We start from the raw sequence: 13,380 nt of genomic DNA on the forward strand, positions 1-13,380 counted from the left end.
GTCCTGCGTCGTTGAGGGGGCAACACACCCCACACCCCCTCGGGAGGGATCACCGTGCGACTCAGGACGACCCTCGCCTGCACGGCGAGCATCCTCGCGGCCTCGGCCGCCTTCACCGCCGGTGGCACCGCCACCGCGGCCGTGCAGGGCGCCGCGCCGCTGCAGCAGGCCAACGTCTCGGACTTCCTCGCCACGCAGCTGACCGGGCTCACCGGCAAGACCACCGTGCTCGTGCACGGCACCGACATCACCGCGGCCCGCCAGGCGGTCGCCGCGACCGGGATGGCCAAGAAGGGCGAGTACCGGCAGATCGGTGTCGTGATCGCCAACGCCACGAAGTCGCAGATCGCCGCGGTCCGCACCCAGAGCGGCGTGACCTACGTCGAGGGCGGCGCCCAGCCGATCGAGTTCTTCGCCGACCAGGCCGAGACGTCCAACACCGCGACCCGCGGGGCCGAGGCGGCCTCGACGCTCACCGGCGCCGACGGCAGCCCGCTGACGGGCAAGGGCGTCAGCGTCGCGGTCATCGACTCCGGTGTCGACCCGACCCACCCCTACTTCAAGGAGGCCGACGGCTCGTCGGCCGTGGTGGCCAACCTCAAGGCGCTGTGCGAGCCGCTGACCGAGACCTGCTCGGTCCAGCGCGTCCCCGCGTTCGTCGACACCGACACGCTCTCGGTCGGCGGACACGGCACGCACGTCAACGGCATCGTGGCGGGTCGCCCGACGACGCTGAGCGACGGCGGCCAGCTCCAAGGCGCTGCTCCCGGCGCCAAGCTGGTGTCGATCTCGACCGGTGCCGGCATCGTGATCCTCGGCGCCGACTCGGCGCTCAACTGGGTGCTGGAGAACCACGCCGCTCCGTGCGGCGCGGGCGTCCCGGCCTCGACCTGCCCGCCGATCAAGGTCACCAACAACTCCTACGGCCCGACCGGCGGGGGCGAGTTCGACCCGGAGTCGGCGACCGTCAAGCTCCAGCGGGCGCTCGCGGCCCAGGGCGTGGTCACCGTCTGGGCGGCCGGCAACGACGGCGGGGACGGCTCGACGAGCCTCACCAACCCGCCCGGGCAGGACCCGACCGGCGGCATCCTGTCCGTCGCCTCGTTCTACGACCAGGACACCGGCACCCGTGACGGCACGGTCTCGGAGTACAGCTCACGCGGCGCGTCGGCTGACGCCTCGACTTGGCCCGACATCTCGGCGCCCGGCGAGAACATCACCTCGTCGTGCCGCCTCTACTTGGCGATCTGCGCGACCGGCCTCGACCCGCAGAACGGTCCCGGCGCGCTGGACATCGGCACGTTCAACACGATCAGCGGCACGTCGATGGCTGCTCCGCACATCGCGGGGATCGTCGCCCAGCTGTTCCAGGCCAAGCCGTCCGCGACCCCCGCCGACATCGAGCGGGCGCTGAAGGTCTCGGCCCACAAGTACACCGACGGGGCCGGCTACGTGTCCGGCCCGCTCGGCACCACGTCGTACGACAAGGGCTACGGCCTCGTCGACGTGGTCGCCGCCGTCGCGGCGCTGGGCTGACCGACCCGGGTCACACCAGCGCTGACACAGACCCTCCAGGGGGGAGCCGCCGCGCGACAGGGGCGCGGTGGACGTAGCGGGCGGGAGCGAGAGCTCCCGCCCGCTTTCCTGTTCCGGCAGCCCCTCGTCCGGGTCCACGGGCAGACTTGGGGCCATGGGACCGGGAAGGTGATCGGGGATGGAGCTCGAATTCAGCGGTGATCTCGTGGAGTGGCGCGGGCCCGCGCCCTACCACTTCGTGCCGCTGCCCCTCGACGCCGCCGACCTCGTCGACGAGGTGAAGGCCGAGGTCGTCTACTGGGGCGTGGTGCCCGTGCGCGCGTGGATCGGCGCGACGGAGTTCACGACCTCGATGTTCCCGCGCGAGCAGACCTGGTTCCTGCCGGTGAAGGACGCGGTGCGGAGGGCCGAGGGGATCGCCCTCGGCGACGTGGTCGACGTACGCCTGCAGGTCGGGCGGTAGCGGCTCAGCCGGCGGCGGGAGCGGTGCGGCGACCGCGGCGGGCCGTCAGGTAGAGGCTCAGCCCCACGTAGTAGGCGACGTAGGCCAGCGAGACGGCGAGCCAGACGGCGCTCGGGTCGGGCGCCTGCACGAGCAGCACCGCGTAGCTGACCAGCCAGAGGCAGGTCAGCGCGAGCGTGGGCGCCTGCAGGGTGGTCGTGCGAGAGGGGTAGACGTAGCCGATCGGCACGAACACCAGCACCGAGCACACCAGCAGGACGCCGGCGGCGGCCGCCGGCGTCAGGTCGAGCACGACGATGTAGAACGCCGCGATGTTCCAGTAGCTCGGGAAGCCGAGGAAGAGGTGGTCGTCGGTCTTCGCGTCGACACGGCAGAACTGGTACGCCGAGGCCAGCAGCGGCACGACTGCGAGCACCTTCGCCGAGGCCCCGTCACCGAGGAGGCCGGCGCTCCAGAGCAGCACCATCGGGATGAAGGCGTAGGTGATGTAGTCGACGATGTTGTCGAGCAGCGCCCCGTCGAACCACGGCACGTGGCGCTTGACCTGCACCCAGCGCGCGAGCATGCCGTCCGTGCCGTCGACGACCATCGCCGCCAGGAACAGCCAGAGGCACTGCGTGGTGTCGCCCTCCATGACCGCGACGACGGCGAGGAACGCCAGCACGAGCCCGGAGGCCGTGTAGGCGTGCACGAGCCAGGAGGCGAGGGCCGGGAAGGTGCGCCGGGGGGAGGCCACGTCCCTCCTCGGTCGTCGGTGGATGCGTCGAGAGGTGGATCATGTCAGACCGGTCCGGACCACATCCAACCTTCATGCAACCTCGGGTGCGGGTCCCGCGTCCTCCGTGTGCCCCGGACGACCGGGAGCACGACACAGAAACGGACACCAGCACCATGCGTACGACCATCCTGAGCGCCGCGACCCTCACGGTCGCGGCCCTCGCCCTCACCCAGCTCCCGGCCAGCGCCGACGGCATCGGCGTCTCCGACCCGCAGGACCTCGGCCACGGCGTCGACCTGCGCTCCGTGGAGGTCCGGCACGGTGGGAAGAACGTGGTCGTGACCACGACCCACACCGACCTGGTGGAGTCCTTCCGGTCCGGCTCGTCCGGCTCGGTCTTCATCGACACCGACCCGAGCGACCCCGGCCCCGAGTTCGTCCTCCAGGGCGGCTACTTCGTCGGCACCGACTACGCCCTGCTGACCACCGACGGCTTCGCCAGCTCCGCCGTCGGGGAGCCCGTCGAGGGCTCGTACCGGATGACGGTCGACTACGAGCGGGATCAGGTCCGGATGCGGATCTCGCGCGCGGCCCTGGGCAACCCCGACGAGGTCCGGGTCGCCGTACGGGTCGCAGGCTCGCGCCCGGACGGCAGCAGCACCAGGCGCGACTGGCTCGGCGCCCCGAGGTCCTTCACCGACTGGGTCGCCCAGTGAGGCTCGGTGGTTGATGCGCGAGCGCAGCGAGACTCGACACCACCCTCGGCCGCCTACTTGATCTCGCGGACCTCTTGCGGCCACCCGCACCCCTCGGCCACCTTGGCCGCCCAGTGCCGCGCCTCCTCGATCGTCTCGACCTCGATGATCGTGATGCCGCCGAGGTACTCGGTCACCTCGGTGTAGGGGCCGTCGGTCACCAGCATCTCGCCGCTGGTGCCGTCGGCGCTGAAGGCCAGCTCCATGTCCTCGACGAGGCCGCCGGCGAACACCAGGACGCCGGCGTCCCGCATCTCCTGGACGACGGCCCGCGAGGGCTCGACGCGGGTCAGGTACCACTCCGCCGGGTGGTCCCCGACCCACTGCTGCATGAAGTAGATGGCGTACCTGGTCGTCGGCTGGGTCATGTCACTCCTCATCCCGGGGCCGCCTCGTGCGGCCCTCCGACACTCTGACGGACGAAGCGGCCCGGAATCGACAGGTCAGGCGGACTCGGGGAACTTCACGCCCGTGTTGGCGTGGCAGCGGTAGCCGAAGGGGTTCTTGGCGAGGTACTGCTGGTGGGCGTCCTCGGCGTAGTAGTACGGCGTCTCGCTGGCGGGGCGGATCTCGGTGGTGATGTCGCCGAGGCCGCGGCGGGCGAGCTCCTCGCCGTAGGCCTTGGTCAGCTCGCGCGCGGTCTGCTCCTGCTCCGGCGTGGTCCAGTAGATCGCGGAGCGGTACTGGGTGCCGACGTCGTTGCCCTGGCGCATGCCCTGGGTCGGGTCGTGGATCTCGAAGAACCGCTTGACCAGGTCGGCGTAGGACACCACGGCGGGGTCGAACACGATGCGGACGGCCTCGGTGTGGCCGGTGCGGCCGCTGCAGACCTCGTCGTAGGTGGGGTTCGGGGTGATGCCGCCCGCGTAGCCGACCGAGGTCGACCAGACGCCGGGCACCTGCCAGTAGATCTCCTCGGCGCCCCAGAAGCAGCCGAGGCCGAGGATCGCGACCTCGTGGCCGGCCGGGACCTCGTCGGTGACGACGGGCGTGTGGAGGACGACGTGCTCGCCGAGGGTCCACATCTGCTGCTCACGGCCGGGCAGGGCCTGGTCGGGCGTGGGCAGGGTGCTGGGCTTGCCGAATCCGAACATGGCTCCATTCTCCCTCCTCACGCAAGGCGTCCCGAGCGTGGCCTACGTGGAATTACGTGGTCTAGACGTCGTGCTGCCACCGATGTGCTGACCGAGGCGGCAGAGAAGTGTGCTGCCAACCGATCCGCTCGGATCCTGATCGAAAGGCACCACATGCTGTTCCGTTCCAGCACCTACGCCAACGTCGCCTCGACGCTGGCGCTCGTCGTCGCCCTCGGGGGCACGAGCTACGCCGCCGTGGCAGTCGCCAAGAACTCCGTCGGCTCGCCGCAGATCATCAACTCCTCCATCAAGAGCGCCGACGTGAAGAACGGCTCGCTCCAGGCCATCGACTTCAAGTCAGGCGAGCTGACCGCCGGCGCGCAGGGTCCTGCCGGTCCTGCCGGCCCGGCCGGACCTGCCGGCCCCGCGGGCGCTGCCGGCCCGGCCGGACCGCAGGGCGCGCCGGGCGCGGCGATCGCCGTGGCCAGCTACGCCGCCGACGGCACCAAGCTGATGTCCAAGGTCGACGGCGTCGACCTGGCGTGCTCGGGGTTCTGCCTCGCGCCCTCCCGGCGGGTCCGCGTCTCCAAGCTCGGGACAGGTCGCTACTGCCTGCACGTCGAGAAGAACGTCGGGACGATCTTCGCTCCTGACTACCAGCCCTACGTGTCGTCCGCCGGCTACGACTACGTCGCCAACGTGACGCTCAACGGCAGCGCGACGGGCTTCGGTCAGCAGTTCACCGGATGCGAGACCAGCGGTTTCGACCTGCGCACCTACGACGCTGCGGGCGCCGCCGCCGACCGGCCGTTCAACGTCATCATCAACTGACGTTTGCCGTGACCGACGGCCGTCACCTCCTTGGGGAGAGGTGGCGGCCGTTCGGCTGCCCGGGAGAGGCTGGGTCTACGCTCGAGCGGTGACCCAGGAACGTGCCAACAAGACCGGGTTCGAGACGCGTGCGATCCACGCCGGCTACGAGCCCGACGCGATGACCGGGGCGGTCAACCCGCCCATCTACGCCAGCAGCACCTACAAGCAGGACGGCGTCGGCGGCCTGCGCGGCGGCTACGAGTACAGCCGCTCCGCCAACCCCACGCGTACGGCGCTCGAGGGCGCGCTCGCGGCCGTCGAGGACGGTGAGAAGGGGTTCGCCTTCGCCTCCGGCCTGGCCGCCGAGGACGCGATCATCCGGGCGCTCACCGCACCCGGTGACCACGTGGTCATCCCCGACGACGCCTATGGCGGCACGTTCCGCCTGTTCGACAAGGTCGCGAAGCTCTGGGGCACCGCCTACAGCGCCGCGCCGGTGGCCGACACGGAGGCCGTGGCGGCCGCGGTCGAGCCCGGTCGCACCAAGCTCGTCTGGGTCGAGACGCCGACCAACCCGATGCTGACCATCGGCGACATCGAGGCCCTCGCCGCCGTCGCCCACGACGCGGGCGCGCTGCTCGTCGTCGACAACACCTTCGCCTCGCCCTACCTCCAGCAGCCGCTGACGCTCGGCGCGGACGTCGTGGTGCACTCGACGACCAAGTACGTCGGCGGTCACAGCGACGTCGTCGGGGGAGCGGTCGTCGTACGCGACCTGGACCTCGCCGAGAGGATCGGCTTCCACCAGAACGCCATGGGAGCGGTCGCCGGCCCGTTCGACGCGTTCCTCACCCACCGCGGCCTCAAGACGCTCGGCGTACGGATGGATCGCCACTGCGACAACGCCGAGAAGGTCGTCGAGTTCCTCGACGGCGACCCGCGGGTCAGCGAGGTCATCTACCCCGGGCTCGCGGCGCACCCCGGGCACGAGGTGGCGGCCCGGCAGATGAAGCGCTTCGGCGGCATGATCTCGTTCCGCGTCGCGGGCGGCGAGCAGCAGGCGCTGGCCGTGTGCGAGCGCGCCGACGTCTTCACCCTGGGCGAGTCGCTCGGCGGCGTCGAGTCGCTGATCGAGCACCCGGGCCGGATGACCCACGCGAGCGTCGCCGGCACCGACCTCGAGGTGCCGGCCGACCTGATCCGACTGAGCGTCGGCATCGAGAGCATCGACGACCTCGTCGCCGACCTCGACCGGGCGCTCGGCTGACGTGGCCGACCAGCCCGACGTCCGGTTCTCGCTCGCCAACGAGCGCACCTTCCTGGCCTACGAGCGCACCGCGGTCGGACTGGTCGCCGCTGCTCTCGCGGTCTTCCACCTGCTCGACCCGTCCTGGCCGCAGCGGCTGCTCGGCATCCTGCTCGTGGCGTCCGCCCTCCTCGCGGCGATCGGCGGGTGGCTGCGCTACCGCCAGGCGGACCGGGCGATCCGGGCCGGCCAGGACCTCGCCGCCGGCGTCACCGTGCCCCTCCTCGCGGCAGCCGTGGTCGTGGTGATCGTCGCGGCCGGGATCTCGGTGGTCCTGTGAGCGCCACCGTGACGGCCTGCGTCGACTTCGGCTCCACCTTCACCAAGGCCGCACTGGTCGACCTCCGCACCGGCGAGCTCCTGGCCACGGCCAGCCACCCGACCACCCTGCCTGACGCCGCGGGGGATGGTGACGTGCTCGACGGGTACGACGCCTGCATGCACGCGCTGGCCGAGCAGGAACCTGCCGCCGCGGAAGCCGACGTGCTCGCGTGCTCGAGCGCCGGCGGCGGGCTGCGGATCGCGGTGGTCGGCAACGAGGAGCTGGTGACCGCCGAGGCCGGCCGCCGGGTCGCGCTGTCCAGCGGCGGCAAGGTCGTGCTGGTGCTCTCCGGGGGGCTCGACGACGCGAAGCTGGCGGACCTGCGGAGCTCCCAGCCCGACGTGGTCCTCCTCGTCGGCGGCACCGACGGCGGCAACTCCGAGGTGCTCGAGGGCGATGCCGACCTCCTGTCGCGCACGCCGTGGCCCGGCCCCGTGGTCGTCGCCGGCAACGTCGAGTCCCAGGCGAGGGTGTCCGACCTGCTCGACCGGTCCGGGACGCCCTACGTGCTCGCCGACAACGTCGTGCCGCGGATCGGGGTGCTCGCTCCCGACAGTGCCCGCGCGGCCATCCGCGAGATGTTCCTGTCCCACGTCATCGGCGGCAAGCACCTCAGCAGCCGCACCGACGCCCGCGGCCGGAGCTTCACCGACCTCGTCCGCGGCGCCACCCCCGACGTGGTCCTCACCGGGGTCGAGCTGCTCGCGCGCGGCCTCGACGACGAGCACCCCGGTGCCGGCGATGTGGTCGTCGTGGACGTCGGCGGCGCCACGACCGACGTGCACAGCGTCGTCGAGCTCGACCCCGAGGACAGTGGCCTGGCCCGCGAGGTCGTCGCCACCACGCCCGTCACGCGCACCGTCGAGGGCGACCTCGGCATGCGGTGGTCGGCGGTGTCGACCGTCGAGGCCGCCGGTCGCGAGGACCTGCGCGCGGCCGCCGTACGGCGTCGCGGGCAGCCCGACCTCCTGCCCGACTCCGACGAGGAGCGGGACACCGACCTCGAGATCGCCGCCGCCGCGGTGCGGATCGCGCTCGAGCGCCACGCGGGCCGGTCGAAGGTGGTGGTGAGTCCCGAGGGTCGGGTGGTCGAGCGCAGCGGCAAGGACCTCCGCGAGGTCGACCTGCTGGTCGGCTCGGGCGGGGTGCTGCGCCACGGCGGCCCGGACGCCGTACGACGTGTGCTCGAGCCCGCGACGGGTGATGCCTTCGAGGGCGGGTGGCAGCTGCCGCGCGACCCGGCGGTCGTCGTGGACCACGACTACGTCCTGGCAGCTGCCGGCCTCCTGGCTGCCGAGCACCCGGTGGCGGCGCACCGGCTGGTCGAGCGGCTGCGCACGGCGGGGCGTCGGTAGCGTGGGAGGCGTGAGCGACGATCGGGACCGGGCGGACGAGGAGGAGACCGGTCGTCGCCGGTTCTTCGCGGCCCTCGGCCGCGGTGAGGACGACGACGGGCTCGCCGAGCGGATCGTGAGCCAGTGGGCCCAGGCGCGCGCCGAGCGGCGTGCCGAGCCGGTGATCGCGGCCGGCCCCTCCAACTTCAGCCGGGCCCAGGTGCCGTGGGGCCTCGACCTCGCGGCCGCGTGGTCGTGGCGGCTGATCGTGATCACCGTCGCGATGCTCGGCCTGCTGTGGACGCTGCGCTACTTCGCGGTCATCACGCTGCCACTGGCCATCTCGCTCCTGATCGCCGCCCTGGCGGTGCCCCTGGTCAACCTCCTGCGCCGGATCGGCATGCCCCGCGGCCCGTCGACCGGCATCGTGATGGTGCTCGGGATCGGCACCGTCGCACTGCTGCTGACGTTCGTCGGGCAGCAGGTCGCAGCCGGGGCCAGCGACCTCGCCGACTCCGTGGTCGAGGGCCTGCAGCAGGTGCGCGAGTGGCTGCGCACCGGACCGTTCCACGTCTCCGACTCGCAGCTCGACGGCTACATCGAGAGCGTGCAGAAGACCGTGACCGACAGCACCGGGACCGACGGCATGGTCACCCGGGTGACCGAGGTCGGCACCGCTGTCGGCCACGTCGTGGCGGGCTTCTTCATCGTGCTCTTCTCGACCTACTTCTTCCTCGCCGACGGTGACCGGATCTGGGCCTGGATGGTGCGGCTCGCGCCGCGCGCGGCCCGGGAGCGGGTCGACGCCTCGGGCCGGGTGGCGTGGGTGTCGCTGACCCAGTTCGTCCGCGCGACCGTGCTCGTCGCCCTGGCGGACGCGATCGGCATCATGCTGGTGGCCTTTTTCCTCGACGTGCCGTTCGTCGTCGCGATCGGGGTGCTGGTGTTCCTCGGCGCGTTCGTCCCGATGATCGGCGCGACGATCGCCGGCTCGGTGGCCATCCTGGTCGCGCTCGTCGACCAGGGCCCGTGGACCGCCCTGCTGATGCTGGTCGGCGTGATCATCGTCCAGCAGCTCGAGGGCCACGTCCTGCAGCCCTTCCTCATGGGCCGCTTCGTCTCGCTGCACCCGCTCGGCGTCATCGTCGCCATCGGGTGCGGCGTCCTCGTGGCCGGCGTCGCCGGCGCGCTCATCGCCGTACCGCTGGCGGCGGCCGGCAACGCCGTCGCCCAGCACCTGGCCTCCTACACCGACATCGGCGAGGACGAGCCCGACGACGCCCTCGACGACGATCTCGCGCCCGACGGCTCACCGCCGTCGAGCACCCCGCCGGACGACGGGCCGCTGTCCGGGCCGGACGCTCCCGACGACCACACCCGGAAGGACGAGGACCGATGACCGAGCAGGTGGGCCTTGCGGACATCGCCGCCGCGCGCGAGGTCCTTGAGGGCGTGACCGTGACGACCCCGATGGAGGAGTCGCGCTGGCTGTCCTCGCTCGTCGGCGGGCCGGTGCTGCTCAAGTGCGAGAACCTCCAGCGCACCGGCTCCTTCAAGGCCCGGGGCGCCTTCGTCCGGATCTCGCGGCTGTCGGAGGAGGAGCGCGCCCACGGCGTCGTCGCCGCCTCGGCCGGCAACCACGCGCAGGGCGTCGCGCTCGCCGCGACCACGCTCGGCATCCGTTCCACCGTGTTCATGCCCGAGGGCGCGCCGATCCCGAAGGAGAAGGCGACCCGCGGCTACGGCGCCGACGTCGTCTTCCACGGCCGCTACCTCGAGGACTCGCTGGCCGCGGCCCGCGCGTTCGCCGAGGAGACCGGTGCGGTCCTGATCCACCCCTTCGACCACGTCGACGTCGTCGCCGGGCAGGGCACGCTCGGCCTGGAGGTGCTTGAGCAGGTGCCGGACGTACGGACGGTGCTGGTGCCGGCCGGCGGCGGCGGGCTGCTGGCCGGGGTCGCGATCGCCATCAAGGCGCTGCGCCCGGACGTGCGTGTGGTGGGCGTGCAGGCCGAGGGTGCGGCGGCGTTCCCCGGATCGCTCGCAGCGGGCCAGCCGGTGCCGCTCGAGTCGATGAGCACGATGGCCGACGGCATCGCGGTCGGACGGCCCGGCGACATCACCTTCGCCGCCGTGCGCGACCACGTGGACGACATCATCACCGTCTCCGAGGAGTCGTTGTCACAGGCGTTGCTCGCCCTGGTGGAACGCGCCAAGCAGGTCGTCGAGCCCGCGGGAGCCGCCGCCGTCGCCGCGCTGCTCGACAACCCCGGCGGGTTCGAGACGCCCGCCGTCGCCGTGCTGTCCGGCGGCAACATCGACCCGTTGCTGCTGAGCAAGGTGATCCGGCACGGTCTCGCCGCGGCCGGTCGCTACCTCTACCTGCTGGTCTGCATCCCCGACGTGCCCGGCGGGCTCTCCTCGCTGCTGGCCGAGATCGGCGACGAGGGCGCCAACGTCCTGGAGGTCGCGCACGAGCGGATCTCGCCGTCGCTGACCCTCAACGAGGTCGAGGTCCGCATCCAGCTCGAGACCCGCGGCGAGGCGCACGCCGAGCACCTGGTGGAGCGGCTGCGCCAGCGGGGCTACCGCGTCGCCGGCTGAGCCGTCGTACGCCGGTCTCCTCGAGCGGTGGCCCAACCACATTCGGGCGCGAGGAATGTGGCTCCACCACCGCCGAGGAGCCGACACGACCCCGACACGCCGAAGGGCGGTGATCGGGTGAGACGTCAGGCGCGGTAGGGCTCGGCGTCGACGATCGTCACGCTGAGCTCCTTGCCGGTAGGCGTGGAGTAGGTGACCGTGTCGCCCTTGGACTTGCCGTTGATCGCGGCGCCCATGGCCGACTCGGGGGAGTAGACGTCGAGCGTGTCGCCCTCGCTCAGGTTCTCGCGGGCGCCGAGCAGGAACTTCTCGTGGTCGCCGTCACCGAAGTCGACGGTCACGACCATGCCGGGCTCGACGACGCCGTCGTCGGGAGGCGTCTCGCCCACCTCGGCGCGCCGGAGCATGTCCTCGAGCTGGCGGATCCGGGCCTCCTGCTTGCCCTGGTCGTCCTTGGCCGCGTGGTAGCCGCTGTTCTCCTTGAGGTCGCCCTCGTCGCGCGCGGCGGCGATCTTCTCGATGATCTCCTGGCGCTTGGGGCCCTTCAGGTCGTCGAGCTCGGCCTGCAGCTTGTCGTAGGCCTCCTGGGTCAGCCAGATGGTGCCCTGGTCGGTCATGTCGTTGCTCCTGCTTCGCGGTTGGTACGGGGTGTGCTCCGGGGATGCGACTGGGTGTGACTGGACGTTCTGGGTGTGCCCCAGCGCACCCGGAGGGGGTCGGTGGTTCTTCGTCCGTCCGATCGGCGTCGGCGCGGTCACGGAGCTCAGGCTCGGCATGGACCAGCGCACCCGGGGACGGGCAGAACGTCCAGATTAGCAACACCCGCGCCAAAAAGCAGGTCAGCAGAAAGGTCAGCGGGGGCGGGGCTGCCCGTCGCTCGTGCAGCCGAGCTTCTCGACCGTCGTGGCGCGCCGCTCGGTGCGGATCACGACCTCGTTGGTGCCGTTGGTCGGTGTGAAGGCCAGCTCGCCGACCGGTGTGTGGTCCTCGGCGAACGCGCGCAGCCGGCACGTCGCGTCCACGCCCCCGCCGACGCGGACGTCGAGGCGCGCCTCGGTCTCGTGGTCGCTCGTGACCTGGAACGACACGAGCTCGGAGCGGACGGCCGGGGTGGCGTGGAACCACATCGTCCAGCCGAGCCACCCGAGACCGACGACCGCGAGGACGGCGGCCAGCGACATGGCCACGGGGCGTCGCCACCCGGGCGCGGTGCCGTAGCGGTCGGCGAGGTCGGTGGTCACGGTGAAGAGGGTAAGAGAGGGCTCCTAGGATGGAGACCATGGCCCGACCCCCCGCGGACCGGTCGAAGACCGGGCTCCGACTGATGCACGTCCACGCCCACCCCGACGATGAGTCGAGCAAGGGCGCCGCCTCCACCGCCAAGTACGTCGCCGAGGGCGTCGACGTCCACGTCGTCACCTGCACGGGTGGGGAGCGCGGCTCGGTCCTGAACGAGAAGATGGACCGCCCCGAGGTGTGGGAGAACATCACGGAGATCCGCCGCGAGGAGATGCACCGCGCCCGCGACATCCTCGGCATCAGCCAGGACTGGCTTGGCTTCGTCGACTCCGGCTGGCCCGAGGGCGACCCCAAGCCGCCGCTGCCGGAGGGCTGCTTCGCGCTGGTCCCGCTGGAGGAGTCGGCCGAGCGCCTGGTGCGGCTGATCCGCGAGTTCCGCCCGCACGTCGTGACGACGTACGACGAGCGCGGGGGGTACCCGCACCCCGACCACATCCGCTGCCACGAGGTCTCCGTCGCGGCCTTCGAGGCGGCCGGCGACCCGGAGAAGTACCCCGACGCCGGTGAGCCGTGGCAGCCGATGAAGCTCTACTACCACCACGGCTGGAGCTGGGCGAAGACCAACGCCCTGCACGAGGCGATGCTCGCCCACGGCCTGGAGTCGCCCTACACGGAGCGGCTCGCCACCTGGGAGCGCGAGCCCGACTGGGACGACCGGATCACCACGAAGGTCCCGTGCGGCGAGTACTTCGGGGTCCGCGACCAGGCGCTGCTGGCCCACGCGACTCAGATCGACCCCGACGGCATGTGGTTCGCGATCCCGCGCGAGATCCAGCAGAAGACCTGGCCCACCGAGGACTACGAGCTGGTGTCGTCGACGGTCGAGAGCACGCTGCCGGAGGACGACCTCTTCGCGGGCATCCCGATCCCCGCACCCTGACGGGGAAGTGGGAGACTGGGGGCATGCTCGACCAGCTGATCGTCCCGCTGTCCATCCTGATGGACACGACTCCCGACCCCACCGAGGTGAAGGCCGGTCCGCTGGGCTTCGCGGTGTGGATGTTCATGATCGTCGCGGTCGTGGTCATCGGGTTCAGCCTCGTCAAGCAGCTGCGCAAGGCGCAGGCCGCCAAGGACGCCGGGGTCTACGGCGACGAGCCGGTCACCAGGGATGACGCGGCCGAGACGCCCTCGACGACCGAGGAGCGGTGATC

General features: G+C 71.7%; 16 protein-coding genes. 11 read left to right on the top strand and 5 right to left on the bottom strand.

Features of this window, described 5'->3' with window-relative positions; all coding sequences use genetic code 11:
• The first annotated feature begins 54 nt into the window (after positions 1–54).
• Both L2K70_RS03045 and L2K70_RS03050 read left to right on the top strand, forming a co-directional pair.
• The gene (locus tag L2K70_RS03045) at positions 55–1,536 is read left to right on the top strand and encodes a S8 family serine peptidase (RefSeq protein WP_236398797.1); all 1,482 of its coding nucleotides are present in this window, start codon (positions 55–57) and stop codon (positions 1,534–1,536) included.
• 178 nt (positions 1,537–1,714) lie between these two features.
• Positions 1,715–1,999 (top strand): DUF1905 domain-containing protein, encoded by a 285-nt coding sequence (locus L2K70_RS03050; protein WP_236398800.1) that lies wholly within the window; start codon positions 1,715–1,717, stop codon positions 1,997–1,999.
• Positions 2,000–2,003: 4 nt separating this feature from the next.
• Here the strand turns inward: L2K70_RS03050 and L2K70_RS03055 are convergent, their stop codons facing one another.
• The gene (locus tag L2K70_RS03055; protein ID WP_236398803.1) at positions 2,004–2,735 is read right to left on the bottom strand and encodes a CDP-alcohol phosphatidyltransferase family protein; all 732 of its coding nucleotides are present in this window, start codon (positions 2,733–2,735) and stop codon (positions 2,004–2,006) included.
• Between the two features lie 155 nt (positions 2,736–2,890).
• On the opposite strand from L2K70_RS03055, the gene L2K70_RS03060 reads away from it, so the two are divergent.
• Positions 2,891–3,433, top strand: coding sequence for a hypothetical protein (locus tag L2K70_RS03060; RefSeq protein WP_236398805.1), 543 nt, complete (start codon positions 2,891–2,893; stop codon positions 3,431–3,433).
• A gap of 53 nt (positions 3,434–3,486) precedes the next feature.
• Here L2K70_RS03060 and L2K70_RS03065 read toward each other — a convergent pair whose 3' ends face one another.
• Together L2K70_RS03065 and msrA are read right to left on the bottom strand one after the other, a co-directional pair.
• A complete protein-coding gene (locus L2K70_RS03065; protein ID WP_236398808.1) occupies positions 3,487–3,840 on the bottom strand; it encodes a YciI family protein in 354 nt (117 codons plus the stop codon).
• Between the two features lie 75 nt (positions 3,841–3,915).
• Complete coding sequence (gene msrA, locus L2K70_RS03070) at positions 3,916–4,566, bottom strand: peptide-methionine (S)-S-oxide reductase MsrA (RefSeq protein WP_236398811.1); 651 nt, start codon at positions 4,564–4,566, stop codon at positions 3,916–3,918.
• A gap of 153 nt (positions 4,567–4,719) precedes the next feature.
• Between msrA and L2K70_RS03075 the strand changes: the two genes are divergently transcribed.
• The 6 genes from L2K70_RS03075 (at position 4,720) to ilvA (ending at position 10,927) form a co-directional block, all read left to right on the top strand.
• Positions 4,720–5,379: a hypothetical protein gene (locus tag L2K70_RS03075; RefSeq protein ID WP_236398814.1), complete on the top strand. Its 660-nt coding sequence runs from the start codon at positions 4,720–4,722 to the stop codon at positions 5,377–5,379.
• Positions 5,380–5,467: 88 nt separating this feature from the next.
• Positions 5,468–6,628 carry a cystathionine gamma-synthase gene (locus L2K70_RS03080; RefSeq protein WP_236398815.1) on the top strand — a complete coding sequence of 387 codons (1,161 nt, stop codon included), beginning with the start codon at positions 5,468–5,470 and terminating at the stop codon, positions 6,626–6,628.
• 1 nt (position 6,629) lies between these two features.
• Complete coding sequence (locus tag L2K70_RS21510; RefSeq protein WP_236398818.1) at positions 6,630–6,947, top strand: DUF202 domain-containing protein; 318 nt, start codon at positions 6,630–6,632, stop codon at positions 6,945–6,947.
• Positions 6,944–8,344: a glutamate mutase L gene (locus L2K70_RS03090; RefSeq protein WP_236398821.1), complete on the top strand. Its 1,401-nt coding sequence runs from the start codon at positions 6,944–6,946 to the stop codon at positions 8,342–8,344. Before L2K70_RS21510 ends, L2K70_RS03090 begins: the two co-directional genes overlap by 4 nt.
• 10 nt (positions 8,345–8,354) lie before the next feature.
• Positions 8,355–9,722 carry an AI-2E family transporter gene (locus tag L2K70_RS03095; protein WP_236398825.1) on the top strand — a complete coding sequence of 456 codons (1,368 nt, stop codon included), beginning with the start codon at positions 8,355–8,357 and terminating at the stop codon, positions 9,720–9,722.
• On the top strand, positions 9,719–10,927 hold the full coding sequence (ilvA, locus tag L2K70_RS03100; protein WP_236398828.1) for a threonine ammonia-lyase: 1,209 nt from the start codon (positions 9,719–9,721) through the stop codon (positions 10,925–10,927). The genes L2K70_RS03095 and ilvA overlap by 4 nt, the downstream gene beginning before the upstream one ends.
• Before the next feature lie 125 nt (positions 10,928–11,052).
• On the opposite strand, the gene greA is transcribed toward ilvA, so the two are convergent.
• Both greA and L2K70_RS03110 read right to left on the bottom strand, forming a co-directional pair.
• Complete coding sequence (greA, locus tag L2K70_RS03105) at positions 11,053–11,544, bottom strand: transcription elongation factor GreA (protein ID WP_236398831.1); 492 nt, start codon at positions 11,542–11,544, stop codon at positions 11,053–11,055.
• A 234-nt stretch (positions 11,545–11,778) separates the two neighbouring features.
• On the bottom strand, positions 11,779–12,168 hold the full coding sequence (locus tag L2K70_RS03110; RefSeq protein WP_236398835.1) for a DUF4307 domain-containing protein: 390 nt from the start codon (positions 12,166–12,168) through the stop codon (positions 11,779–11,781).
• 38 nt (positions 12,169–12,206) lie between these two features.
• On the opposite strand from L2K70_RS03110, the gene mca reads away from it, so the two are divergent.
• Together mca and L2K70_RS03120 are read left to right on the top strand one after the other, a co-directional pair.
• Positions 12,207–13,106 carry a mycothiol conjugate amidase Mca gene (gene mca / locus L2K70_RS03115; protein ID WP_236398838.1) on the top strand — a complete coding sequence of 300 codons (900 nt, stop codon included), beginning with the start codon at positions 12,207–12,209 and terminating at the stop codon, positions 13,104–13,106.
• Between the two features lie 23 nt (positions 13,107–13,129).
• Entirely contained in the window at positions 13,130–13,378 is a 249-nt protein-coding gene (locus L2K70_RS03120; protein WP_236398841.1) for a hypothetical protein, read from the top strand.
• The last annotated feature ends 2 nt before the right edge of the window (positions 13,379–13,380 follow it).

Origin of the sequence: Nocardioides potassii (genome assembly GCF_021648885.1) — a bacterium.
GTDB lineage: Bacteria > Actinomycetota > Actinomycetes > Propionibacteriales > Nocardioidaceae > Nocardioides > Nocardioides potassii.